This window comes from Amycolatopsis heterodermiae, from assembly GCF_034929455.1.
Classification (GTDB): domain Bacteria; phylum Actinomycetota; class Actinomycetes; order Mycobacteriales; family Pseudonocardiaceae; genus Amycolatopsis; species Amycolatopsis heterodermiae.
In genome coordinates, this window is sequence record NZ_JAYFSI010000004.1 from 609,815 (window position 1) to 633,604 (window position 23,790).

24 protein-coding genes are annotated in these 23,790 nt (G+C 69.1%); 10 read left to right on the forward strand and 14 right to left on the reverse strand.

Annotated elements, in window-relative coordinates; all coding sequences use genetic code 11:
• Window positions 1–287: 287 nt before the first annotated feature.
• Window positions 288–1,559 (reverse strand): primosomal protein, encoded by a 1,272-nt coding sequence (locus VA596_RS21990; protein WP_323329676.1) that lies wholly within the window; start codon window positions 1,557–1,559, stop codon window positions 288–290.
• A 151-nt stretch (window positions 1,560–1,710) separates the two neighbouring features.
• On the opposite strand from VA596_RS21990, the gene VA596_RS21995 reads away from it, so the two are divergent.
• Both VA596_RS21995 and VA596_RS22000 read left to right on the forward strand, forming a co-directional pair.
• The gene (locus VA596_RS21995; RefSeq protein ID WP_323329677.1) at window positions 1,711–4,215 is read left to right on the forward strand and encodes a DEAD/DEAH box helicase; all 2,505 of its coding nucleotides are present in this window, start codon (window positions 1,711–1,713) and stop codon (window positions 4,213–4,215) included.
• A gap of 39 nt (window positions 4,216–4,254) precedes the next feature.
• Entirely contained in the window at window positions 4,255–5,298 is a 1,044-nt protein-coding gene (locus VA596_RS22000) for a C45 family peptidase (RefSeq protein WP_323329678.1), read from the forward strand.
• Here the strand turns inward: VA596_RS22000 and VA596_RS22005 are convergent.
• Entirely contained in the window at window positions 5,284–5,838 is a 555-nt protein-coding gene (locus tag VA596_RS22005) for an NADPH-dependent F420 reductase (protein ID WP_323329679.1), read from the reverse strand. The two genes, VA596_RS22000 and VA596_RS22005, sit on opposite strands and share 15 nt — an antisense overlap.
• A gap of 68 nt (window positions 5,839–5,906) precedes the next feature.
• On the opposite strand from VA596_RS22005, the gene VA596_RS22010 reads away from it, so the two are divergent.
• Window positions 5,907–6,230, forward strand: a complete 324-nt coding sequence (locus tag VA596_RS22010) for a winged helix-turn-helix transcriptional regulator (protein WP_323329680.1) — start codon at window positions 5,907–5,909, stop codon at window positions 6,228–6,230.
• Here VA596_RS22010 and VA596_RS22015 read toward each other — a convergent pair.
• Both VA596_RS22015 and VA596_RS22020 read right to left on the reverse strand, forming a co-directional pair.
• Window positions 6,121–6,654, reverse strand: coding sequence for a hypothetical protein (locus VA596_RS22015; protein ID WP_323329681.1), 534 nt, complete (start codon window positions 6,652–6,654; stop codon window positions 6,121–6,123). The genes VA596_RS22010 and VA596_RS22015 overlap by 110 nt on opposite strands.
• Before the next feature lie 274 nt (window positions 6,655–6,928).
• Entirely contained in the window at window positions 6,929–7,909 is a 981-nt protein-coding gene (locus tag VA596_RS22020; RefSeq protein ID WP_323329682.1) for a sugar-binding transcriptional regulator, read from the reverse strand.
• A gap of 128 nt (window positions 7,910–8,037) precedes the next feature.
• Here VA596_RS22020 and VA596_RS22025 point away from each other — a divergent pair, with 128 nt between their 5' ends.
• The 5 genes from VA596_RS22025 to VA596_RS22045 are packed head-to-tail and all read left to right on the forward strand — an operon-like array spanning window position 8,038 to window position 13,252.
• Complete coding sequence (locus VA596_RS22025; RefSeq protein WP_323329683.1) at window positions 8,038–9,042, forward strand: zinc-dependent alcohol dehydrogenase family protein; 1,005 nt, start codon at window positions 8,038–8,040, stop codon at window positions 9,040–9,042.
• Window positions 9,035–10,369, forward strand: a complete 1,335-nt coding sequence (locus VA596_RS22030) for an ABC transporter substrate-binding protein (protein WP_323329684.1) — start codon at window positions 9,035–9,037, stop codon at window positions 10,367–10,369. Before VA596_RS22025 ends, VA596_RS22030 begins: the two co-directional genes overlap by 8 nt.
• Window positions 10,369–11,301 (forward strand): carbohydrate ABC transporter permease, encoded by a 933-nt coding sequence (locus VA596_RS22035; RefSeq protein ID WP_323329685.1) that lies wholly within the window; start codon window positions 10,369–10,371, stop codon window positions 11,299–11,301. Before VA596_RS22030 ends, VA596_RS22035 begins: the two co-directional genes overlap by 1 nt.
• A complete protein-coding gene (locus VA596_RS22040; RefSeq protein ID WP_323329686.1) occupies window positions 11,298–12,170 on the forward strand; it encodes a carbohydrate ABC transporter permease in 873 nt (290 codons plus the stop codon). The genes VA596_RS22035 and VA596_RS22040 overlap by 4 nt, the downstream gene beginning before the upstream one ends.
• A gap of 2 nt (window positions 12,171–12,172) precedes the next feature.
• Window positions 12,173–13,252, forward strand: coding sequence for an ABC transporter ATP-binding protein (locus VA596_RS22045; protein ID WP_323329687.1), 1,080 nt, complete (start codon window positions 12,173–12,175; stop codon window positions 13,250–13,252).
• A 49-nt stretch (window positions 13,253–13,301) separates the two neighbouring features.
• Here VA596_RS22045 and VA596_RS22050 read toward each other — a convergent pair whose 3' ends face one another.
• From VA596_RS22050 to VA596_RS22065, 4 genes are all read right to left on the reverse strand, one after another.
• Entirely contained in the window at window positions 13,302–14,300 is a 999-nt protein-coding gene (locus VA596_RS22050) for a type IV toxin-antitoxin system AbiEi family antitoxin domain-containing protein (protein ID WP_323329688.1), read from the reverse strand.
• Window positions 14,301–14,455: 155 nt separating this feature from the next.
• Complete coding sequence (locus tag VA596_RS22055) at window positions 14,456–14,650, reverse strand: ferredoxin (protein ID WP_290056061.1); 195 nt, start codon at window positions 14,648–14,650, stop codon at window positions 14,456–14,458.
• Window positions 14,651–14,689: 39 nt separating this feature from the next.
• The gene (locus VA596_RS22060) at window positions 14,690–15,889 is read right to left on the reverse strand and encodes a cytochrome P450 (protein WP_323329689.1); all 1,200 of its coding nucleotides are present in this window, start codon (window positions 15,887–15,889) and stop codon (window positions 14,690–14,692) included.
• A gap of 13 nt (window positions 15,890–15,902) precedes the next feature.
• On the reverse strand, window positions 15,903–17,132 hold the full coding sequence (locus VA596_RS22065) for a cytochrome P450 (protein ID WP_323329690.1): 1,230 nt from the start codon (window positions 17,130–17,132) through the stop codon (window positions 15,903–15,905).
• 180 nt (window positions 17,133–17,312) lie between these two features.
• Between VA596_RS22065 and VA596_RS22070 the strand changes: the two genes are divergently transcribed.
• On the forward strand, window positions 17,313–17,957 hold the full coding sequence (locus VA596_RS22070) for a TetR/AcrR family transcriptional regulator (protein WP_323329691.1): 645 nt from the start codon (window positions 17,313–17,315) through the stop codon (window positions 17,955–17,957).
• 16 nt (window positions 17,958–17,973) lie between these two features.
• Here VA596_RS22070 and VA596_RS22075 read toward each other — a convergent pair whose 3' ends face one another.
• Window positions 17,974–18,192, reverse strand: a complete 219-nt coding sequence (locus tag VA596_RS22075) for a hypothetical protein (RefSeq protein WP_323329692.1) — start codon at window positions 18,190–18,192, stop codon at window positions 17,974–17,976.
• A 46-nt stretch (window positions 18,193–18,238) separates the two neighbouring features.
• Here VA596_RS22075 and VA596_RS22080 point away from each other — a divergent pair, with 46 nt between their 5' ends.
• The gene (locus VA596_RS22080; protein WP_323329693.1) at window positions 18,239–18,901 is read left to right on the forward strand and encodes a GH12 family glycosyl hydrolase domain-containing protein; all 663 of its coding nucleotides are present in this window, start codon (window positions 18,239–18,241) and stop codon (window positions 18,899–18,901) included.
• Here the strand turns inward: VA596_RS22080 and VA596_RS22085 are convergent.
• The 5 genes from VA596_RS22085 to VA596_RS22105 all read right to left on the reverse strand — a co-directional run bounded on the left by VA596_RS22085 (window position 18,898) and on the right by VA596_RS22105 (window position 23,758).
• Window positions 18,898–19,461, reverse strand: coding sequence for a hypothetical protein (locus tag VA596_RS22085; protein ID WP_323329694.1), 564 nt, complete (start codon window positions 19,459–19,461; stop codon window positions 18,898–18,900). The two genes, VA596_RS22080 and VA596_RS22085, sit on opposite strands and share 4 nt — an antisense overlap.
• Before the next feature lie 99 nt (window positions 19,462–19,560).
• On the reverse strand, window positions 19,561–20,427 hold the full coding sequence (locus tag VA596_RS22090) for an aldehyde dehydrogenase family protein (RefSeq protein WP_323329695.1): 867 nt from the start codon (window positions 20,425–20,427) through the stop codon (window positions 19,561–19,563).
• A complete protein-coding gene (locus VA596_RS22095) occupies window positions 20,420–21,853 on the reverse strand; it encodes an aldehyde dehydrogenase family protein (RefSeq protein ID WP_323329696.1) in 1,434 nt (477 codons plus the stop codon). Before VA596_RS22095 ends, VA596_RS22090 begins: the two co-directional genes overlap by 8 nt.
• Window positions 21,853–22,827 (reverse strand): deoxyribose-phosphate aldolase, encoded by a 975-nt coding sequence (gene deoC, locus VA596_RS22100; RefSeq protein WP_323329697.1) that lies wholly within the window; start codon window positions 22,825–22,827, stop codon window positions 21,853–21,855. The genes VA596_RS22095 and deoC overlap by 1 nt, the downstream gene beginning before the upstream one ends.
• Before the next feature lie 316 nt (window positions 22,828–23,143).
• A complete protein-coding gene (locus tag VA596_RS22105) occupies window positions 23,144–23,758 on the reverse strand; it encodes a DUF1707 SHOCT-like domain-containing protein (protein WP_323329749.1) in 615 nt (204 codons plus the stop codon).
• Between the last annotated feature and the right edge of the window lie 32 nt (window positions 23,759–23,790).

A 23,790-nucleotide genomic window follows, 5' to 3' on the forward strand; every position in this document is an offset into this window, starting at 1 on the left:
GTACGCGTGTCGTCCGCCTGGGTACGCGTGTCGTCCCCTCAATCACGCGAGTCGACCCTCCAATCACGCGTGATGCCCTCTCAATCACGCGAGATGCCTCCCCAGTCACGCGAGATGCCCCGCTGATCACGCGAGTTACGCCCCCGATCACGCGAGTTCGGCGTTCCGCGCGTGCCTGGATGGACGACACGCGTGCTTGGACGGACGACACGCGTGATTGGGGAGACGACACGACGAAGGCCACCTCCCGAACGGACGGGGAGGTGGCCTTCGACGAACCAAAAAGATCAGGCGACCGTCAGGCGGTTCTCGAACGTCTCCACCAGCTTGCGCCACGAGCCCTGCTCCGCGTCGAACGGGGCGCTCGGCTCGAGGCGCGTGGGGTCGGGGCGCAGGACGAACGAAACCAGCCAGCCCAGGCTTTCGTTGCCCGCCAGTGCCGTCTCGGCCGTGTCGTCGCCCGCCCAGTCGGCCGCGTCCGTGATCAGCTCGACGGCCAGCTCCAGCTGCGTCGGGTCGATCGCCTCCGGGCCTTCGGCGATGTCGGCGTCGATGCCGGTGAGGACGTACGTGTTCTCCTGGTCGACCTCGATCTCGAGCTCGCCGGCGGTCGCCTTGGCGAGCACCTCTTCCCAGGTGGACACGTCGGCGAGGTCGGTGTCGGCGAGGTCCTTGCCGTCGGCCAGGGCCCGCGCCAGCGCCTTCTCGGACGTGTAGACGTCGATCTCGCCCTCGCTGCCGAGGAACACCGGCGCGTCGTCGAGGTAGCAGCGCAGCGTGTAGTACTCCGCGCCGGACGTGATGATCTTGATCGGGTCGATGCCGACCTCGGCCCAGAAGCCGACCGGGCCCTCGTCCTCTTCTTCGTCCTCGTCCTCGTCGTCATCGGCGTCGGCCGAGTCGATGGCCTCGAGGTCCTCTTCGCCCTCGGCGCCGGCTTCGGCCTCCGCGGACTCCTCGTGGAACGCCGCCAGCTCCTCGGCGGTCTGCTCCAGGACCTTCTCGTCGACGTCGGGCGCGGTCACCAGGCCGTCGATCGCGTCCAGGATCGTGTCCCACTTGGTCGACACGGTCTCGGACAGGTCGTTCCACACCTGGACGCCGACGCTCCCGGTGAACGGGAGGGTGCCCTGGTCGAGCAGCGAGAAGCCCTCGGTCGAGTCGAGGATCTCGTGGACCTCTTCGAGGTCGCAGACGTCGGCGAGCGAGCGGACGATGCCGATGATCTCGGCGAGCTCCGCGATGTGCCACATGTCCGGCTCTTCGGCGACGAGCTCGGGCACGCCGACGAGGTCGTACGTGTGGTCCTCGTCCGGGATCAGCTCCGGGACGTTCAGCGACGGCACGGCGTCCCACGCCGGGTGGTCCAGCAGGTCGTGGCGCTCGGACGTGCGCACGAACGCGGCTAGGTGCGCTGCGTCCGGAAAGGCGTACAGGTCGTCCTCGTCGCCGAGGAACGCTTCCCACTCCTCGCCGTCTTCCCGCCAGCGCGGCGCCCACAGGGTGACGACGTCCCCCTGCGGCAGGCCGAGTTCGATCGGGATGATGTCCTGTGCCATTCCTAAGCCCTCCGGATTACCGCCCGTGTGCGCGCGAGACCGAATGTATCCCCCGGTCGATGCGCGGTACCGCGAAGCCTACGGGTTTACCACGCGCGACGCGATTGCCCCTGCCGACTTTGCGACGAGCGGATGGCACGATGGACGCCTGATGACTCTCACAGACCTCCTGCCTGCGGATCCCGACCCCGACACCCTGTTCGAAGCCTTCACGACCTGGACGGCCGAACGGGGCATCGAGCTGTACCCGGCGCAGGAGGAGGCGGTGATGGAGGTCGTCTCCGGATCGAACGTCATCCTCTCGACGCCGACCGGCTCCGGGAAGAGCCTCGTCGCCGTCGGCGCGCACTTCACCGCGCTCGCCCACGGCCGCCGCAGCTACTACACCGCGCCCATCAAAGCGCTCGTGTCGGAGAAGTTCTTCCAGCTCATCGAGATCTTCGGCGCGGACAGCGTCGGGATGATGACCGGGGACTCCGCCGTCAACCCGGACGCGCCGATCATCTGCTGCACGGCCGAAATCCTGGCGAACATCGCGTTGCGGTTCGGGGCCGACGCCCCGGTCGGGCAGGTCGTGGCCGACGAGTTCCACTTCTACTCCGAGCCCGACCGCGGCTGGGCGTGGCAGGTGCCGATCCTCGAGCTGCCCAAGGCCCAGTTCGTCCTGATGTCGGCGACCCTGGGCGACGTGTCCTTCTTCGAGAAGGACCTCACCCGCCGCACCGGCAAGCCGACGGCGGTGGTCACGTCGGTGCAGCGCCCGGTGCCGCTGACCTTCCGGTACGCGCTGACCCCGCTGCACGAGACCATGTCCGAGCTGCTCAACGGCGGCCAGGCGCCGGTCTACGTCGTGCACTTCTCGCAGGCCGCGGCCATCGAACGGGCGCAGACGCTGATGAGCATCAACGTCACGACCAAGGCGGAGAAGGAGGCCATCGCCGAGCTGCTCGGCGACTTCCGGTTCTCCGCCGGCTTCGGCAAGACGCTCTCGCGGCTGGTCCGCCACGGCATCGGCGTCCACCACGCGGGCATGCTGCCGAAGTACCGCCGACTGGTCGAGACCTTGGCCCAGTCCGGGCTGCTGAAGGTGATCTGCGGGACGGACACCCTCGGCGTCGGCATCAACGTACCAATCAGGACAGTGGTCTTCTCCGCGCTCACGAAGTACGACGGCGTCCGCCAGCGCCACCTCAAGGCCCGCGAGTTCCACCAGATCGCCGGCCGCGCCGGCCGGGCGGGCTACGACACCGACGGCTACGTCGTGGTGCAGGCGCCCGACCACGTCGTCGAGAACGCGAAGGCGCTGGAGAAGGCGGGCGACGACCCGAAGAAGAAAAAGAAGATCGTCCGGAAGAAGGCGCCGGAGGGCTTCGTCAACTGGACCGAGAGCACGTTCGACCGGCTGATCGCGGCCGAGCCCGAGCCGCTGACGTCCAGCTTCAAGGTGACGCACTCGATGCTGCTGAACGTGATCTCGCGCCCGGGCAACGCGTTCGACTCCATGCGCCACCTGCTGGAGGACAACCACGAGGACCGCGCGTCGCAGCGCAAGCTCATCCTGCGCGCCATCGCGATCTACCGCGCGCTGCTGTCCGCCGGTGTCGTCGAGCGGCTGCCCGAGCCGGACGAGCAGGGCCGGATCGTCCGGCTCACCGTCGACCTGCAGTTCGACTTCGCGCTCAACCAGCCGCTTTCGCCGTTCGCGCTGGCCGCGATCGAGCTGTTCGACCTCGAGTCGCCGAGCTACCCGCTCGACGTCGTGTCCACTGTGGAATCCACTGTGGACAACCCGAGGCCCGTGCTGTCGCAGCAGCAGTTCAAGGCGCGCGGCGAGGCCGTCAACGCCATGAAGGCCGAGGGCATCGAGTACGACGAGCGCATGGAGCTGCTCGAGAACGTCTCGTACCCGAAGCCGCTGGAAGAGCTGCTGCAGGGCGCGTTCCACAGCTACCGGCAGGGCCACCCGTGGGTCGACGACTACGAGCTGTCGCCGAAGTCGGTCGTGCGCGACATGTACGAGCGCGCGATGAACTTCGTCGAGTACATCGGTTTCTACCAGCTCGCGCGGTCGGAGGGCCTGGTGCTGCGCTACCTCGCGGACACCTACGACGCGCTGCGCCACACGGTGCCCGACGAGGCGAAGACCGAGCCGCTGCAGGACCTCATCGAGTGGCTCGGCGAGCTCGTCCGGCAGGTCGACTCCAGCCTGCTCGACGAGTGGGAAGCGTTGCGGCACCCCGACGAAGAGGGTCCGGTGTCGAACCGGCCGCCGTCCGAACCGCCCGCCGTCACGCGCAACGAGCGCGCGTTCCGCGTCCTGGTGCGCAACGAGCTGTTCCGCCGGGTCGAGCTGTTCGGGCGCCGGGCGTGGAACGTGCTGGGCGAGCTGGACGCGGCGTCCGGCTGGGACGCCGGGGCGTGGGAAGACGCGATCGAGGACTACTTCGAGGAGTACGACTCGCTCGGCACCGGCCCGGACGCGCGCGGCCCGGCGCTGATCATCATCGAGCAGCTGCCGGACGTCTGGAAGGTCCGCCAGATCTTCGACGACCCGGCGGGCGACCACGACTGGGGCATCAGCGTGGAGGTCGACCTGGCCGCGTCCGACGAGGCCGGCTCGGCCGTGGTCCGGGTGCTCGAGGTGGGTGCGCACTAGAGCGTTGCCTTTTCCTGACTGCTCAGGCATCGTGATCGCATGGTGGCGACGGTCGTGGAGCACCGGATCGGTGACGTGCGCTGGACGGTCGTCCGAGGCCCTCGCGAAGCCGCTTTCCGCGAGCTGGGGGCGTGTGCGGCCGACGACATCCGGACCGTCCTCGACGGACTGGCGTCCTGGCCGGTCACCGAGCGAGCGCGGCGGTCACCGGTGCTGTTCCGGGCGATCGAATCGGCGTCGCAGGTCGAGCACCCGGACGCCTACGCCGAGCTGACGGCGCTGGCCGCGGGCGCCGGGGTGCCGTTCGACGACCTGCTGCTGGCCAACCTGCGCGGCGACCTGGGCCGCGGCGACGGCACCGGCTGCACCGACCTCGCCTGGGTCGGTGCGCCGAGCCTGCTGGGGCACAACGAAGACGGCGCGCCCGTGTTCGACGGCATCGGGCGCCTGCTGACCCTGCTGATCGACGGGGAACCCGGCGTCTGCGTCTGGTGGTACCCGGGTTTCGTGCCCGCCAACACGTTCACGCTCACCACGCACGGCCTGGTGTGGGGGATCGACAGCGTCGACGTCGTCGCGTCTTCGCCGTGCGCCGGGCGGCACTTCCTGGCGCGCTCGGCGCAGCGGGCCGTCACCGTGGCGGAAGCGGTGTCGCTGCTGCGTTCGCACGCTTCGGCCGGCGGGTTCGCGTACACGATGGGCCAGGTCGGTGCGGCCGGGGTGACGGTGGTCGAGAAGGCGGGCCACGAGACGGCGGTGACCACTGTGGGCAGTGGGTTTTCCTGGCACACCAACCACTTCCGCCAGCTGCCGCCGGACCTCGACGCGGCCGCGGAGGAGAGCCTGGACCGCGCCGAGGTCTGCGCGCACCTGGCGCCGGTCGCGCCGGACGCGAAGTGGCTGGCGGACACGCTGACGAACGACGTGCACCGCAACGCCTCCGGCGGCGACCCGCTGCTGACGTTGAGCACGCTGGTCACGGACCTGGCCGACGGCACGGTGACCCTCATCCCGCGCGGAGGCGCACCTCTGCGGGCCCGGGCCGCGGACCTGGCGGCCGGGAACGTCTCAGCCGTCGGCTGAAACCAGGATCGCCTGGGCGTCTTCGCCCGCGAACCACAGGCCGATGGCGAACGCCGCCGTCGCCTCCAGCAGGTGGGCGCGGTCCAGGCCACCGCCGAGGACGGGCGTGCAGCCGACGTCGCGGACCAGCGTGCGGACCGCGTCGAGGGCGGCCGGATCGTCGCCGCAGAGCGGCACCGTGAGCGTCGCCGGCGGCTTGCGCCAGACGTCGGCCGAGGCGAGGTTGAACGCCTTGACGACGTGCGCGCCCGGCGCGGCGGCCGCGATCCGCGTCGCCACCGGGGTGCCGGGCGGGGGTTCGGTGCCGGTCGGGCCGGGCTGGTTTGTGCAGTCGATCAGGACTTTTCCGCGCAGCGGGCCCGCTTGCGGCAGGACTTCGAAGACGGCGTCCGCGGGGATCGCCAGGAGCACGGCGTCCGCGAAAGCCGCCACCTCGGCCCACCGGCCGCGGCCGGCCACGCGCAGCTCGTGGCCGGCGTTCGTCCAGTGCGTGCCCAGCGCCGTCGCCATCGCGCCGGTGCCGAAGATCCCGATCCGCATGCGTCCTCCTCGTGCTTTGCTGTACCAGCACGACGTTAGGGACACCGGAAGGAACCGGAAGGTAACCGATGGACTGGCTCGCCGACTGCCCGACGCGGCTCGCGTTCGACCTCGTCGCCAACACCTGGAACCCGGTGGTCGTTTGGGCGCTGCGCCACGGCCCGCGCCGGCACGGCGAGCTGCGCCGCACGATCGGCGGGATCAGCGCCAAGGTGCTCACGGAAACCTTGCGGCGCCTGGAGTTCGACGGGCTCGTCGAGCGACGCGAAGGCGCGTACGCCCTTACACCGCTGGGGGAGACGCTGCTGGAGCCGATCGAGGGCTTCGGGCGGTGGGCGGCCGATCACGGCGACGACGTCCTCGCCGCTCGAGACCGAGCACGATCAGCGTGACCAGCGACAACGCGGGCAGCGGGTAGCCGGCGGCGAGCCCGGCGCCGACGTCGACCGCGGGCGCGGCCACCCCGGCGACGAACACCCAGGTCGGCGCGGTCGGCGGTTTCGGGGCGGGCGACCACGGCGTCCGCTTCCCGGGCTTGGCGATCGAGAGCCACGCCTGGAAGGACAGGGCGCTCGCCATCAGGGAGGCGCCGGCGATCTGCAGCCCGGTGGCGGTGGCCGTGTCGGCGGACTCGCGTAGCGCGGGGGAGAGCAGGAAGATCCCGGCGTAGAGCTGGATGAACGTCAGGGCGAACTTGGTGAGCACCCAACAGTGCCGGAAGTAGCCCCACGCGGTCGCGCCGGCGAGCACGAGGCCGGTGAAGGCGGAGACGTTGGCCATCGGGGCGAGGAGCACGGAGTCGAGCCGGTCGGCCATCGAGGTCGCGGCGGCGCCTGCGCGGGGCGCGTGAGGGCCAGCGACATCAGCACGACGAGCGCGAGGGCCTGGCTCATCCAGGCGACCGACGACACGACGTGCAGCCAGACGACGGCCTGCCGCCAGCGCGGGGAGGTCTTGGTTCGGGTCACGCCGTCCAGGCTCACGGAGAAGCCGCGCCCGCACATCGGGCGTAACCCCGGACCCCGCGACCGCCGATCTGCACCCGCTGGGGTAGGACGCTGGGCGGGATGTACTCCCTGGTGAGTACTACTCAGCGAGGAGGGTTCTTGGCTGCCAGGGCCAGGAGGGGGACGGCGGCTGCGGCGTCGGTGATCAGCGTTGAGACCATGCCCGAGCGCAGGACCGCGTCCACCGCCGAGGCTTTTGGCTTGCTGTAACCCAAGGCGATCACCTCCGGCACCGCCATCAGCTCCTCGTGGCTGATCGCCAGCACGTGGTGGGCCAGGCCCGTCGACAGCGCGTTGCCGGACGCGTCGAACAGGCGGGCCGCGACCTCCGCCGTCGCGCCGCGGGCCGCTATCGCCGCTCGCTCCGCCTCGTCCAGCGCGTCGTAGACCGTCGACTCGCCCGGCTGCCACGCGCCGATGCTCACCACCGCCTTGGTCAGGTTGCGGAACTGGCCGAACGTCTCGGCGATGCCCGGCTGCCGCCGCAGCGTCTCCGTCGTGCGGCGGTCCGGCAGCACCAGCGGGCCGAAGATCGGGTAGGCGTCGCCGCCGGACACCGCCGTCACGCGGCTGACCGTCTCGACCGAGCGGCCGCGCATGTCCATCCCGGCCTGCACCCCGCAGAGCTGGACGATCGGGCAGCGCGGCAGCGTCCGGATCGCCTCGGTCATCGCGTTCACCGAGCGCGCCCACGAGAGCCCGACGATGTCGTCGGTCCGCACGACCTCCTCGAGCAGCCGGGCCGCCAGCGTGCCGATTTTCGCCCGGACGACCTCCTTCGGCTCCCGCTCGGTTGAGCGTTCGAGCACCAGGGCCCGGTCCAGCCCGTAGGCCGAGCGGACCTCGTCCGACAGGGCGAGGTCGACCGGCGCCGGCAGCGCGAACTCCACCCTGACCAGGCCGGACTCCATGGCCGTGTCGAGCATCCGGGCGACCTTGAACCGGCTGACGCCGAACTCGTCGGCGATCTCCAGCTTGGAGCGTCCCTGCACGTAGAAGCGCCGGGCGACGGTCGCGAGGAGCATAGCTTCGGTCAGCGACGACTGCTTCTTGGACGTGCTCATATGAGCACTATAGCTAGAAATCTGCCCGAAAGGTTGACGTAACACACAGGTCAGTCCTGTAATGCCTTCACATGTTCTCGACGCCATAGGTCAACGACGCTCATATGAGCGCGAGGAAGGGGCTTGGCATGCGTGCCGCCATCATCGATCGGCCCGGGGAGATCCGGGTCGGCGAGGTGCCCGATCCAAAACCGGGGGAACGGCAGGTCATCGTCAAGGTCGGTGCGTGCGGCATCTGCGGCACCGACCTGCACATCGCCGACGGGCACTTCCCGCCGACTCCGTACCCCATCGTCCCCGGGCACGAGTTCGCCGGGGAGATCGTCGAGCTCGGCGTGGACGTGCCGGGCGACTGGAAGATCGGCGACCGCGTCGCCGTCGACCCCTCCCTGTTCTGCGGCTACTGCGGCCCGTGCCGCTCCGGCCACGGAAACCTGTGCGCCAACTGGAACGCCACCGGTGACACCGTCGACGGCGCGTTCGCGGAGTTCGTCGCCGTGCCGTCGGCCAACTGCTACCGGATGCCCGACTCGATGACCTGGGAGCAGGGCGCGCTGGTCGAGCCCGTCTCCTGCGCGGTGCACGGCGTGCGCCGCGTCGGCGTCGAAGCCGGGGAACGCATCCTGGTCGTCGGCGCCGGCACGATGGGCCTGATCATGCAGCAGCTGCTGCAGCGCTCCGGCGCGCAGGTCACGATGGTCGACCGCAACGCCTCCCGGCTGCCGCGGTCGAGCAGCCTCGGCGCCGTCGCCACCGCGTCGGACGTCAAGGAGCTGAACGGCGAGACGTTCGACGTCGCCGTCGACTGCACCGGCGCCGCCCCGGCCATCGAAGCCGCCTTCGACTCGGTCCGGCGCGGTGGACGGCTGCTCGTCTTCGGCGTCGCCCCGGCCGAAGCCCGCGTCGCGCTTTCGCCGTTCCGGATCTACAACGACGAGATCACCATCGTCGGCTCGATGGCCGTGCTGAACAGCTTCGGCGCCGCGCTCGACCTCGTCGCGAACGGTGCGATCGACACCGATTCGCTGCTCACGGACACCCTGCCGCTGGAGCAGTACCCCGAGGCGCTCGCGAAGATGCGCAGCGGCTCGGGCCTCAAGGTGCAAGTACTTCCGGGAGGTAGCCGTGCGTAAGCTGCTCACCCTCCTCGCCGCGACGTCGTTGCTGGCCACCGGCTGTGCCGGCGCCGGCTCGGTCGGCACCGGCGGGAGCACCCTCGTCATCGCGATCGTGTCCAACCCGCAGATGAAGGACGCGATCTCGCTCGCGCCGGAGTTCGAGAAGGCGACGGGGATCAACCTCAAGTTCGTCTCGCTGCCGGAGAACCAGGCCCGCGCCAAGATCACCGCGTCGACCGCCACCGAGGGCGGCGAGTTCGACGTCGTGATGATCAGCAACTACGAGGCCCCGCAGTGGGCGGCCAACGGCTGGCTCGAGAACCTCGAACCGCACATGGCGGCCACCCCGGGTTACGACGAAGGCGACTTCATCCCCAGCATCAAGCAGTCGCTGTCGTACCAGAACCAGATGTACGCGGTGCCGTTCTACGGCGAGTCGTCGTTCCTGGCCTACCGCAAGGACCTCTTCCAGAAGGCCGGGCTGACCATGCCGGCCAAGCCGACCTGGCCGCAGATCGCCGACTTCGCCGCGAAGCTCGACGACAAGGCCAACGGCGTCTCGGGCATCTGCCTGCGCGGCAAGCCCGGCTGGGGCGAGAGCCTCGCGCCGTTCACCACGGTGGCCAACACCTTCGGCGCGCAGTGGTTCGACAAGGACTGGAACGCCAAGCTGACGTCGCCGGAGTTCAAGGAAGCCGCGAACTTCTACGTCAATCTCATTCGCGACCACGGTGAGGTCGGCGCCTCCAGCGCCGGGTTCTCCGAGTGCGGCACGCGCTACACGCAGGGCAACGCCGCGATGTGGTACGACGCCACGGTCATGGCGGGCACCAACGAGGACCCGTCGAGCAGCAAGATCGTCGGCAAGTCGGGGTACGCGCCGGCCCCGGTCGTCAAGACGCAGGCCAGCGGCTGGCTCTACACCTGGGCCCTCGGCATCCCGAAGGTCGCCAAGGACAAGGACGCGGCCTGGAAGTTCATGGCCTGGATGACCGACAAGGCGTACGTGCAGAAGGTCGGGGCGACCTACGGCTGGAACCGCGTCCCGCCGGGTGTGCGTCAGTCCACTTACGACATTCCCGACTACGCGAAGGCCGCGGCGGCCTACGCGAAGCCGACGCTGGACGGCATCGCGGACGCGAACCAGCAGAAGGCCATGGCGAACCCGGTGCCCTACCCCGGCATCCAGTTCGTCGGCATCCCCGAGTTCCAGGACCTGGGCACCCGGGTGAGCCAGCAGCTGTCGGCCGCGATCGCCGGCCGCGAGTCGGTCGACGACGCCCTGAAACAGTCCCAGGACTACGCCCTGACGGTGGGCGACTCCTACAAGGCGGTGCAGTGATGTCCACGCTCTCCGTAGATACCCCCACCTCCCACTCCCACGCGAAGGCCGAGGAAAAGAAGGGCCTGAGCTCCGCGGCCAAGCGGCGGCTGCCGCTGCTCCCGGCGTTGATCTTCGTCATCGCCGTGACGCAGCTGCCGTTCCTGCTGACCGTGTTCTACTCGTTCCAGTCCTGGAACCTGGTCCGCCCGGGTTCGCGGCACTTCGTCGGCCTGGACAACTACATCGACGTCTTCAGTGACACGACGTTCCTGGTCGCGCTGCTGAACACGGTGCTGCTGACCGTGGTCTGCGTGCTCGTCGCGCTGCTGCTCGGCCTCGGCCTGGCGATCCTGCTGGACCGGAAGTTCATGGGCCGCGGGTTCGTCCGGACGCTGCTGATCACGCCGTTCCTGATCCTGCCGGCGGCGGGCGCGCTGCTGTGGAAGACGACGATGTTCGACCCGACCTACGGGCTGCTGCACTTCGTATTCGGCACCGACACCGACTGGCTTTCGGAGTTCCCGCTGGCGTCGGTGATGGCCCAGATCGTGTGGCAGTGGACGCCGTTCATGATGCTGCTGATCCTGGCCGGCCTGCAGAGCCAGTCCAAGGAGGTCCTGGAAGCGGCCTCTGTGGACGGTGCGAACCGGTGGCGGACGTTCGTCTCCATCACGCTGCCGCACCTGTCCCGGTTCCTGCAGCTGGCGACGCTGCTGGGCGCCATCTACATCGTGAACAGCTTCGACGCGATCTTCCTGATGACGCAGGGCGGGCCGGGCGTGTCCAGCACCAACCTGCCGTACTACATCTACCAGCGCGCGTTCGAAGGCTTCGACGTCGGCCAGTCGTCGGCGATGGGCGTGATCGTCGTGATCCTGACGATGATCGTCGCGACCTTCGCACTGCGCTTGATGTTCCGCACCTTCTCGGTGGACGGAGGCGTCAAATGACCACCCTCGAAACCCGCCCGTCGTCCGCTGCGACCGCGGCTCCGGCGCGCAAGCCGAAGCGCAAGCTCGGCCCGGGTTCGCTGACCGTCGTCACGTGGATCATCGCGATCCTGTTCGTCTTCCCGCTGCTGTGGATGATCCTCACGGCGTTCAAGCAGGAGGCCGACGCCTACACCGACCCGCCGAAGCTGTTCTTCAGCCCGACGTTCGACCAGATCGCCAACGTGCTGAAGGGCGGGTTCCTGCCCTACCTCTCGAACTCGGCGTTCGTCACGGTGCTCTCGACGCTGCTGGTGCTGCTCCTCGGCATCCCGGCCGCGTATGCGCTTTCGCTGGCACCGGTGAAGAAGACGTCCAACGCGCTGGGCTTCTTCCTCTCGACGAAGATGCTGCCGATCGTCGCGGCGATCATCCCGCTGTACATCATCTCCCAGAACACCGAATTGCTGGACACGGTGTGGGCGCTGGTCATCCTCTACACGTCGATGAACCTGCCGCTGGCCATCTGGATGATGCGGTCGTTCTTCCTCGAGGTGCCGCACGAGATGATCGAGGCCGGGCGGATCGACGGCGCCAACCTGCCGACCCTGCTGCGCAAGATCATCATGCCGGTGGTCGCGCCCGGGATCGCGGCGACCGCGCTGATCTGCGTGATCTTCTCCTGGACCGAGTTCTTCTACGCGGTCAACCTGACGGCGGCGCGGGCCGGCACGGTGCCGGTGTTCCTCGTCGGGTTCATCACGAGTGAGGGCCTGTACTGGGCCCAGTTGTCCGCAGCCGCGTTGCTGGCCTCGCTGCCGGTGATGATCGTCGGCTGGTTCGCGCAGAACCACCTCGTCCGGGGTCTGTCCATGGGAGCGGTGAAGTAGTCATGTCAGGTGTCGAATACCAGCAGGCGTCGCGGATCTACCCGGGTGCTTCCTCGGTGAAGGCGGTCGACCAGCTCGACCTCTCGGTGCCGGACGGCGAGTTCCTGGTGCTGGTCGGCCCGTCCGGTTCGGGCAAGTCGACGGCGCTGCGGATGCTCGCCGGGCTCGAGGACATCGACGAGGGCGCCATCCGCATCGGCGACCGCGACGTCACGAACCTGCCGCCGAAGGACCGGGACATCGCGATGGTGTTCCAGTCCTACGCGCTGTACCCGCACATGACGGTGGCCGACAACATGGGCTTCGCGCTTCAGCTGCGGGGTATGTCCAAATCGGACATCGCGGCGCGCGTGGGTGAAGCCGCCGAGATGCTCGACCTGACGCGCTTCTTGGACCGCAAGCCCAAGGCGTTGTCGGGCGGGCAACGGCAGCGCGTCGCGATGGGCCGGGCGATCGTGCGCGAGCCGAGCGTGTTCCTGATGGACGAACCACTGTCCAATCTGGACGCGAAGCTGCGGGTGGAGACGCGCGCGAACATCGCGCAGCTGCAGCAGCGCCTCGGCACGACGACCATCTACGTCACGCACGACCAGGTCGAGGCGATGACGATGGGCGACCGGGTGGCGGTGCTCAAGGACGGCGTCCTGCAGCAGTGCGCGGCCCCGCGTGAGCTGTACGAGAACCCGACGAACTCGTTCGTGGCGGGCTTCATCGGCTCGCCGGCGATGAACCTGGCGCAGCTGCCCCTGACTGAGGGCGGCGTCAAGCTGGGCGACGTCACCCTGCCGTTGCCGCGGTCGGTGGTCTCCGCGGCGTCATCGCAGAACCTCACGGAGGTCACCTTCGGCGTCCGCCCGGAGTCGCTGGAGCTGGTCTCCGAAGGCGGCTTCGAGCTGGTGGTGGAGCTGGTCGAAGAGCTGGGCGCAGACGCGTACCTGCACGGCAAGGTAGGCGACGACCGCTTCGTGGTCCGAGTCGACGGCCGAACCCCACCCCGCATGGGCGACAACGTGAGGGTCGGCCTACGCGGCGAGGGTGAGACCCACGCCTTCAACCCGGAGACAACGCTGCGGCTTTCGTAGACCCAGACTTGTCGTGAGTGTTTAGGGCGGTTAGAACCGCCCTAAACACTCACGACATGCACCGCTCGCAAGTCGGCTCGCGGTGCCCGGTCGGATCCCAGCCCTCGCGGAGCAGAACCTGCCGGACTTCGTCCGCGACCGTGCACGGTTTGGTGTGCACTTCGTTCCAGCCGTAGACGAGCCGGGCCCGGCCGGCGAGTTCGGCGGCGTTGTCCCGGCGACGGTCCCGGAAGGCGACGCCTGCCACGGCATGGGTGGCTCGGCCGTCGAGCCGGACTGTGACCGCGGCGCCATGGCTGTCGTAGGTCACGTCTTCCCACAGCGTCTTCCCGTCCACGACGAACGGCGTCTGCCGATCACCTCGTGGCAGGCCGTGCTCATCCTCGACCAGCTGGAGGTACTCCACTTCGAGGGCGGACATCAAGCCGTTGCGCACTAGGCCAAAGCCTCGACGGATGGCAGCTCGGTAGCGGTAGGGCGGACGTTGCGTGACACAGTTCTCGACGGCTTCGAGCGAGATCGGACCTCGGCTGACGAGGTCGACGATGAGAAGCGTCGCCTCCCTGGCCGTCTCCTGCGAAACGGCCAGGTCGAGGACGGTGTCCGGGCCGCGGGTCCGAGGTGGCGTGACCGCCAGCGTCGTGTGCGCCAGTGCGCGTGAGCGATGCACCACGACGAGCGGCGGCTGGGAGATGGCCGAACTCGTATAGGGCACGGTGATTTCGACCGGCCGGTCGGTGATCGGGACGAGGCCCCATTCTTCCGCTGCCGAGTGATGGCTCAAGATCGCGTGCTTGCCGCCGTAGAGCAGCGCGGCCGCCATGCGCGCGGGCCGGGGCAGCGGACCGGTGAACGTCGCGTATACGCCGGGCAGCACGCGTTGCCACCGGCCGGCTTCCACGTTGGCTGTCAGGTCGGCCTTGGTATGGCCGTAAGCGCGGAGCTGTCCGAGACTGAAGATGCCGGACTGTTGTTCGAGAACGACTTGCCAGCTGGGTCTGGCCGGTTCCGGCAGCTCGTCGGTCGACCACCGTCGGTGAAGAGGCATACCTCGACCATGATCGACTCCGGTGGCTCATGGGAGTCGCCTGGCAAATCTGTGGACAACCAGGGCCGATGTGGATAACTCTGTCGTGAGTGTTTAGGGCGGTTAGAACCGCCCTAAACACTCACGACCAGCCGCGGCAGACCTACTTACTCCTGCTACTCCTGCAGGGAGAGGGCCTGGCTCGGGCAGACGTGCACCGCTTCGCGGGCCTTTTCGACCAGCTCACCCTCGGGCGTCTCGTTCAGGACGATGACCGTGCCGTCGTCCTCGCTCTGGTCGAACAGCGCGGGCTCGGTGAGCACGCACTGACCGGCGCCGACGCACTTGCCGGTGTCCGCGATGATCTTCATGGTTCTTCTCCTGTGGTGGGAGGGCCGTCCGTTCGATCTCTACCAGGTCACCGGCAGCCGGTACAGGCCGTAGATGTTCGCGTCGTCCTTGAACGGCAGGTCGTCCACGTCCGCGCCCAGCTCCAGCGTCGGGATGCGGCGGAAGAGCGTGTCGAAGACGATCTGCAGTTCCATCCGGGCGAGGTTCTGGCCGAGGCACTGGTGCGGGCCGAAGCCGAACGCCACGTGGTGGCGCGCGCCGCGCTCGATGTCCAGCTCGTCGGCGTTCTCGAACGCGCGCGGGTCGCGGTTCGCCGCGTAGCCCAGCGCCAGCACACCCTCGCCGGCGCGGATCAGCTGGCCGCCGACCTCGACGTCCTCGACGCACAGGCGCGCGGTCGCCGCGTCGACGATCGTCCAGTAGCGCAGCATCTCCTCGACGGCGTCGAGCGTCTTGCCGGGGTCGGCCTTGATCGCCGCGAGCTGCTCCGGGTTGCGCAGGAACGCCACGGTGGACAGCGAGATCATGTTCGCCGTCGTCTCGTGCCCGGCCACCAGCAGCAGGAACCCGGTCGCGGCCAGCGACTCCCGCCGGTAGGTGCCGTCCTCGCGGAGCTTGACGATCTGCCGCCCGAGCAGGTCGTCCGGCGGGTTCGCCTCCTTCTCCGCGATGAGGTCGGCCATGTACCCGCGGATGGTGTCGAACGCCGCCCGCCGCTCCTCCGGCGACGTCGAGCGCTTGATCAGCTTCGCCGTGTGGGTCTGGAAGAAGTCGTGGTCGGCGTAGGGCACCCCGAGCATCTCGCAGATCACCAGCGACGGGACCGCCAGCGACAGCGTCTCGACCAGGTCGCCCGGCTTCGGGCCGGCCAGCAGCGCGTCGATCTGCTCGTCGACGATCTCCTGGATCCGCGGCCGCAGCGCCTCCATCCGGCGCACGGTGAACTCGCCGAGCACGGCCTTGCGGGCCGGCCCGTGCTCGGGCGCGTCCATGGTGATCATGGTGCGCTCGTCGCCCTGCCGCCGGAACCCGCCCTTGACCAGCTGCGGGAAGTCCGGGTGCTGCCGGTCGGCGCTGAACCGCCGGTCGTTCAGGACGGTCCGGACGTCCTCCAGCCGGGTGACCACCCAGGCCTGGCCGCCGTCGGGCAGCCCCACCCGTGTGACGGCGTCCTCCTCGCGGATCTCCTCGTACGCCGGCGGCGGCGCGAACGGGCACGTCCGGGTCATCGGGAATTCGTGCTTCTCGACAGTCGTCATGGCTTCCCCCTTGTCACCAGGTCACGGGCAGGCAGTACAAACCGAAGATCTGCGCGTCGTGCTTGAACGGCAGCTGGTCGACCGGCGCGGCCAGCTTCAGCTCCGGGATGCGGCGGAAGAGCGTGTCGAAGACGATCTGCAGCTCCATCCGGGCCAGGTTCTGGCCGAGGCACTGGTGCGGCCCGAAGCCGAACGCGACGTGGTGGCGCGCGCCGCGTTCGAGGTCGAGCTTGTCGGCGTCTTCGAACGCGGCCTCGTCGCGGTTGCCGGAGTAGCTCAGGCCCAGGACGCCCTCGCCCGCGCGGATCAGCTGCCCGCCGATCTCGACGTCCTCGGTGGCGACGCGCGAGGTCGCGAACTCCGCGATCGTGAAGTACCGCAGCAGCTCCTCGACGGCGTCGAGCGTCTTGCCCGGGTCGTTCTTGATGATCTCGAGCTGGTCCGGGTTCTCCAGCAGCGCGACGGTGCCGAGCGAGATCATGTTCGCCGTCGTCTCGTGCCCGGCGAGGAGCAGCAGGAACGCCAGCGAGACCAGCGAGTCGTGGTCGGCGTCGCCGTGCTCCTCGCGCTGCTTGAGGATCTGGCGGCCGAGCAGGTCGTCGGTCGGGTCGGCCTCCTTGGCGGTGACCAGCTCGTCGAGGTAGCCCTGCATCTCTTCGACGGCCAGGATGCGCGCCTCCTGCGTCACCTCGCGGTTCAGCAGGGTGGAGCTGCGCGACTGGAAGAAGTCGTGGTCGGCGTACGGGACGCCGAGCTGCTCGCAGATGACCAGCGACGGCACCGGCAGCGAGAGCGCCGAGACCAGGTCGGCGGGCTTCGGGCCGGCCAGGATCGCGTCGATGTGCTCGTCGACGATCTGCTGGATCCGCGGCTGCAGCGCCTTCATGCGCTTGACCGTGAACTCGCCGACGACCTCGCGGCGGGCGGCACCGTGCTCCGGCGGGTCCATGTTGATCAGCGACGCGGTGAACCGGCGGCGCTGCGGGCGCCCGCCCTTCGTCAGCACCGGAAAGCCCGGGTTGAACCGGTTGGAGCTGAACCGCGGATCGGTCAGCATCTCCCGGACTTCCTCCAGGCGGGTGATGGCCCAGGCGTCCGAACCGTCGGGCAGGCCGACGCGCTGGACCGGGCCCGCTTCGCGGAGCTTTTCGTAGGCCGGCGGCGGCGCGAACGGGCAGCTGCGCACCAGAGGGAAGGCCTCTTCCCCGGTCGCGGTCGTGGTGGGTTCGGCGACTTCGGTCATTTCGGATCCCCAAATCGGACGGAAAGTATGTGGAGGATTACATTCCGGTTCTAGTGTCCAACGTACCGAAGCGGAAGGAAGTCGTCCACTAGCTAACGGGTGACATCTTGCGGATGCACTGTGTGGCTGCCTGACCATGCGAGAATCACCCCGCGCCAGATTCAGCGAGAGGCGAACGGCATGACGGCAGACCCCGAGACCAGCCTGCGGGCGGATGCGCGGCGTAACCGCGACCAGATCCTGGCCGCGGCGAAGAGCATCTTCGCCGCGTCCGGAGCCGAAGTGCCGATGGAGGAGATCGCCCGCGCGGCCGGCGTCGGTGTCGGCACCCTGTACCGCCGCTTCCCGGACCGGGACGCCCTGGTCAGAGCGGTCGCGATGGACAACTTCGAGCGCGTGCTGATCGACGCGCGCCGGATCGCCGCGGAGGAGACGTCACCGTGGAACGGGCTCGAGCGGCTGCTGCGGCAGTCGGTCGAGCTGCAGCTGGTCGTCCAGCTGGCGATGGTGTCGCACCGGGCTCTGGTGATCCTGAAGGGCGACCCCGAGGTCCGCCGTCTCCGTGACGAGATCCTCGTGGTGCTCGACGACTTCGTCCGCGGCGCCCAGGCCGAGGGCAAGCTCCGGATGGACGTCGGCGCGGGGGACATCGCGATCCTGTTCGCGACGCTGCTGCGCCAGATGCGCGCGAAGACGGACGAGGTCGCGGCGATGGCGGCGAGCCGCTGCGTCGGCATCATGATCGACGGGCTGAGCGCGCGCCCGGGAACGCCGCTGCCGGGCCGTCCGATCACGTCCCACGACCTGGATCCCGAAGAACACTGATCGTCATTTTCCCGTGTTAGGGTTCCGCCTCGTTCTGCCATTGTTGACGAGGCGGGAAAATGCGACGAAGAACCCTTGCTGCTTTGTTGGTCGTTCCCTTCTTCGCGCTCGCCGCGTGCGGGCAGGACGACGGTTCGGCGGCTCCGGCCGCGGTGTCCTCGGTCATACCGCCGCCGTCGACTGCTTCGACGTCCTCGACGCCTTCGGCTCCGGTGACGTCCAGTGCGGCGCCCACCTCGGTGCAGTCAAGTACGTCCCGACCTGCGCCAAGTCCGCCTTCGGTGACGCCTTCGCGCAACTGCGGCAGCCCGGAGTTCACCACGAGCGACGCCGACGGCGGCTGGTCGGACGGCGGCTACTACGTCCACAACAACATGTGGAACTCGGGCGAAGCCGGCCCGGAAACGCTGCGGGCGTGCGCGTACAACAATTGGTATGTGGATTCCACCCAGCCGTCGACGACGTCGGTGAAAACCTATCCGAACGTCCACAAGGACATCAATGACCAGAACGGGAAACCGTTCAACGACTATTCGGTGATCCGGTCGACGTTCGCCGGCCGCGGCCCGGGCACGGGCATCTACGACGTCGCATACGACCTCTGGCTCAACGGCGTCGGCGACGGCAAGGGCGTGACCGAGGTGATGGTCTGGACGGAGAACCTCAAGCAGCAGCCCTCAGGCGACAAGGTGGCGACGTACTCCGCGGGCGGCCACGCGTACGACGTCTGGGCGGACGACGACGGCTACATCGCGTTCGTCTCCCAGTCGACGCAGTACTCGGGCGCGGTGGACCTGAAGGCGATGATCGCGTGGGGCATCGGCAAGGGCTTCATCCCGCCGAACCCCACGGTCAACCAGATCGGCTACGGCATCGAGTTCTGCTCCACGGGCGGCGGCAAGGCCAGGTTCACCCTGACGGACTTCTCGGTGACGATGAGTTAGCGCGCGTACCGCTGGATGGTGCGCGGGGAGGGCCGCAGCACGGGCAGCCCGATCGCGAGGTCGACGCAGCCGAGGACGAACGCGACCAGCGGCATGACCATGAAGACGAAGATCCCGAAGCTGATCTGGATCTCGCCGTCCACCTGGGGTTCGGACCAGGTCAAGCCGCTGCTGTAGGAGAGGTAGAAGAGCGGCATCACGACGATCGACACGGCCCCGCCGCACAGCGGCCCCACCGAAATGGAGGCCGGGCGGAGTCGCAAGATGGGACCGGTGCCGGCGCGGTGGTGGCCGACCTCGACCCAGGTCGGGGCGAACAGCAGCGCGATGCCGGTCATGAGCAGCATCACGGCGCTGAAGACACCGAGCATCACGGGGATGCCGTTGGCGGCGTTGTGGCTGGTCGGCAGCGTGTAGCCCAGGACGGGAACGGCAATGCACATCGCGACGGCGACGACGGTGGTGAAGCCGCCGAGGAGCGGCAGGGTGCGCCGGAGCCTGGTCGCCATCCGGGGCGGGATCCACACGTAGGCCCGCGGGTCCATCGGAAAGTCGATCACAAGCCCCTCCCTGAGCACTCTCTGTGATCCTAACGTCACCATGAACGCGTGAAGGCCACCACCCGGCTGATCCGGGTGGTGGCCTTCACCAGCGAAAACTCAGACGCCCAGCGGGTGCCAGACCGTCTTGGCCTCCAGGTAGCGGCGCAGCCTCGCGAGGTCCGGGGCGATCGTCCAGTCCGGCTCGGCGTCCGGGACCGTCAGGACCCGCTTCACCGTGTTCGCCGCTTCGCGGGCCAGCCCGGGGCGGTCCGCCGGGAGGGCGCCCGTCGGGTCCAGGGCGTTGACGTCGCCGTGGGAGGCCAGCCAGGAGCCCAGCTCCGAGGCGTGGCCCGTCAGGATGTTCGCCACTCCGCCCGGGACATCCGACGTCGCCAGGACCTCGGACAGGGTGATCGCCGGCAGGGGGCGCTCCGCGCTCGAGACCACCACCGCCGTCGAGCCCGTGGCCAGGACCGGGGCCAGGACGCTGACCAGGCCCAGCAGCGACGACTGCTGCGGCGCCAGGATGCCCACCACGCCCGTCGGCTCCGGGACCGTGAACGAGAAGTACGGGCCCGCCACCGGGTTGGCCGCTCCCAGGACCGTGGCGATCTTGTCCGTCCAGCCCGCGTACCAGACCCAGCGGTCGATGGCCGCGTCCACAATGGACTCTGCCTTCTTCGGGGCCAGGCCCTCCGAGGCCGAGACCTCCGTGATGAACTGGTCTCGGCGGCCCTCCAGGACCTCGGCCACCCGGTACAGCACCTGGCCGCGGTTGTACGCCGTCGCCGCCGACCAGCCCGGGAACGCCTTGCGGGCCGCGACCACCGCGTCGCGGACGTCCTTGCGGGACGCGTGGGCCGCGTTCGCCAGGAACTTGCCCTTCGCGTCCGTCACCGGGTAGACCCGGCCGGACTCCGAGCGCGGGAACTTGCCGCCCACGTACAGCTTGTACGTCTTGGCGACGGAGATTCGGTCAGACATTCAGGTACGCCTCCAGCCCGGTGCGGCCGCCTTCGCGCCCGAAACCGGATTCCTGGTAGCCGCCGAACGGCGCGGCGGGGTCGAAGCGGTTGAAGGTGTTGGCCCAGACGACGCCGGCCCGCAGCTGGTTCGCCATCCACAGGATGCGCGAGCCCTTCTCGGTCCAGATCCCGGCCGAAAGCCCGTACGGCGTGTTGTTCGCCTTCGCGACGGCCTCGTCCGGCGTGCGGAACGTCAGCACCGACAGCACCGGGCCGAAGATCTCCTCGCGCGCGATGCGCATCGACTGGTGGACGTTCGCGAACACCGTGGGGGCGAAGAAGAACCCGCGGTCCGGCACCGGGCACGGGCTGGTCCAGCGCTGCGCGCCCTCGGCGTCACCCGCTTCGACGAGCCCGCGGATCTTCGCCAGCTGCTCGGCCGAGTTGATCGCGCCGATGTCGGTGTTCTTGTCCAGCGGGTCGCCCAGGCGCAGCGTCGAGACGCGGTAGCGGAGCTTCTCCAGCACCTCTTCGGCGATGGATTCCTGCACCAGCAACCGCGAACCCGCGCAGCAGACGTGGCCCTGGTTGAAGAAGATGCCGTTGACGATGCCTTCGATCGCCTGGTCCAGCGGCGCGTCCTCGAAGACGATGTTCGCCGCCTTGCCGCCCAGCTCCAGCGTCAGCTTCTTCGCCGTGCCCGCGACTTCGCGCTGGATCGCCTTGCCAACCTCGGTCGAGCCGGTGAACGCGATCTTGTTGATGTCCGGGTGCTCCACAATGGACGCACCGATGTCGCCGGCGCCCGGCAGGATGTTCACCACGCCCGGCGGCAGTTCGGCCTGCTGGCAGATCTCGGCGAACACCAGCGCGGTCAGCGGTGTCGTCTCCGCCGGCTTCAGCACCACGGTGTTGCCGGTGGCCAGCGCCGGAGCGATCTTCCAGGCCAGCATCAGCAGCGGGAAGTTCCACGGGATGATCTGCCCGGCCACGCCCAGGGGCTGCGGGTTCGGCCCGTAGCCGGCGTACTCCAGCTTGTCGGCCCAGCCCGCGTGGTAGAAGAAGTGCGCCGCCGCGGTCGGGACGTCGGAGTCGCGCGACTCCTTGATCGGCTTGCCGTTGTCCAGGCTCTCCAGCACCGCCAGCTCGCGCGAGCGCTCCTGGATCAGCCGCGCGATGCGGAACAGGTACTTCGCGCGCTCGGTGCCCGGCATCTTCGACCAGACGCCGTTGTACGCCTTGCGCGCGGCCTTGACCGCGGTGTCCACATCGGACTTCGACGCGGTGCCGACCTCGGCCAGGACCTCTTCGGTGGCCGGGTTGATCGTCTTGAGCGGCTCACCCGAGCCGTCGACGAACTCGCCGTTGATGAACGGCTTGTAGTGGTCCTTCAGGTTCGCGATGGCGCGCGACTCCGGCGCCGGTGCGTACTCGAAAACAGGCATCAGTCCACCGTCACGTAGTCGGGGCCGCTGTAGTGGCCGTCCACCTGGGTGCGGCGCTGCAGCAGCAGGTCGTTGAGCAGGCTGGACGCGCCGAAGCGGAACAGGTCCGGGGTCAGCCACTGCTCGCCGGCGACCTCGTGCACCGCGACCAGGTACTTGATGGCGTCCTTCGTGGTCCGGATGCCGCCCGCGGGCTTGACGCCGCGCAGCTCGCCGGTCGTCACGTGCCAGTCGTGGACGGCCTGCAGCATGATGTGCGTGACCGGCAGCGTCGCGGCGGGGGAGACCTTGCCGGTGGACGTCTTGATGAAGTCCCCGCCGGCCAGCAGCGCCAGCCACGACGCGCGCCGCACGTTGTCGTAGGTCGCCAGCTCGCCGGTTTCGAGGATGACCTTCAGGTGGGCGTCGCCGCAGGCGGTCTTGATGGCCTGGATCTCTTCGAAGACGTCCATGTAGCGGCCTTCGAGGAAGGCGCCGCGGTCGATCACCATGTCGACCTCGTGCGCGCCCGCGTCGACGGCGATCTTCGTGTCGGCCAGCTTGATCTCACGGCTGGTGCGGCCCGCGGGGAAGCCGGTCGCGACGCTCGCGACGTGCACGCCGCTGCCCTTCAGCGCCTCGACGGCCGTCTCGACCATGTCCGGGTACACGCAGACGGCGGCGACGCGCGGGGCGTCCTGCCGCTCGGGGTCGGGGCGGACCGCCTTCGCGGCGAGCGCCCGGACCTTGCCGCGGGTGTCGGCGCCCTCCAGCGTGGTCAGGTCGACCATGGAGATGGCGGTGTCGATGGCCCACCGCTTGGCGTCCTTCTTGATGCTGCGCGTGCCGAGGCCCGCCGCGCGCTGCTCGACGCCGACCTGGTCGACACCGGGCAGCCCGAGCAGGAAGCGGCGCAGGCTCGCTTCGTCGCGAGTCGCGTCCGCCAGCGGTGCCGGGGTGGCCGGCGCCGCTGACGTGCTGGTCGTGGCTGTCATGGGCCTGAGTCTAGGCGGCGGGTCCGACACCGCGCGGCGTCCGGCGGAGGGTCACCCGGTGTGACGCTTCAGGTGGCAAGTGTCACGTAAGTCGGTGCGAACGGGCCGTTCGCGACGCGGGTGGGGTGCGAACGGACCGTTCGTGACGCGAGGTGGGTGCGCGAGTGGACCGTTCGCGCCCTGCGGGAGGGCACGAGTGGACCGTTCGCGCCGGTGGACGGCACACGAATGGGTCGTTCACGTTGTCGCGGAAACCGAGGTCGTTGATCTTCGACGCGGGGGAATGGGCGTTAATGCGGCGGCGCAACGCCGCGGGTCAGGCGCCTTCGATCTGCGGCGGCTCACTCCGCTTCGCCGGCTTCCGGTACACGACCACCCCGCCCCAGAAACCCAGCCCGTTGATCTTCACCGTCGGGGCCGTCGGCGGGGCGGGCGGTGCTCCCGACTTGTCCTCCAGGACGAAGCCGCCCATGAAGCCGATGCCCGTGACGTCCACGTTGATGTCGTCCGGGACGGTGATCTGGATGCCGCCCATGATGGCGACCGCCGTGATCGTGCAGTGCTTCTCCGCGAAGCGGGCCTGGCGCAGGTCGATCTCCGCGCCGCCCCAGAAGGCGAAGCTGTTGTGCTGCGGGGGCAGGACCCAGCTGCCCTTGCGGATCGCGCCGGACATGACGCCGATCGACACCGGGGAGCCCGGGTGGCCGCCGATGCGCTGGTCCGGGAAACCCAGCGCGCGTGACGTCGCCTGCTCGACCGCCGCGCCGGACGACGGGAGGTCCACCGTCACCGGCTTGAGGTCCCCGAGCGTCTTGGCGGCGTAGACGGTGGTGAGCCGCTCTTCGAGTTCGTTCACCGTGATTCGCCCTTCCGAGAGGGCGTTGTGCAGCACCTGGGCGACGCGCTCACGGTCGGCGTCGGAGGCCCGCATCTGGTCGGGCGTCAGTTCGCTCACCCGGGGGA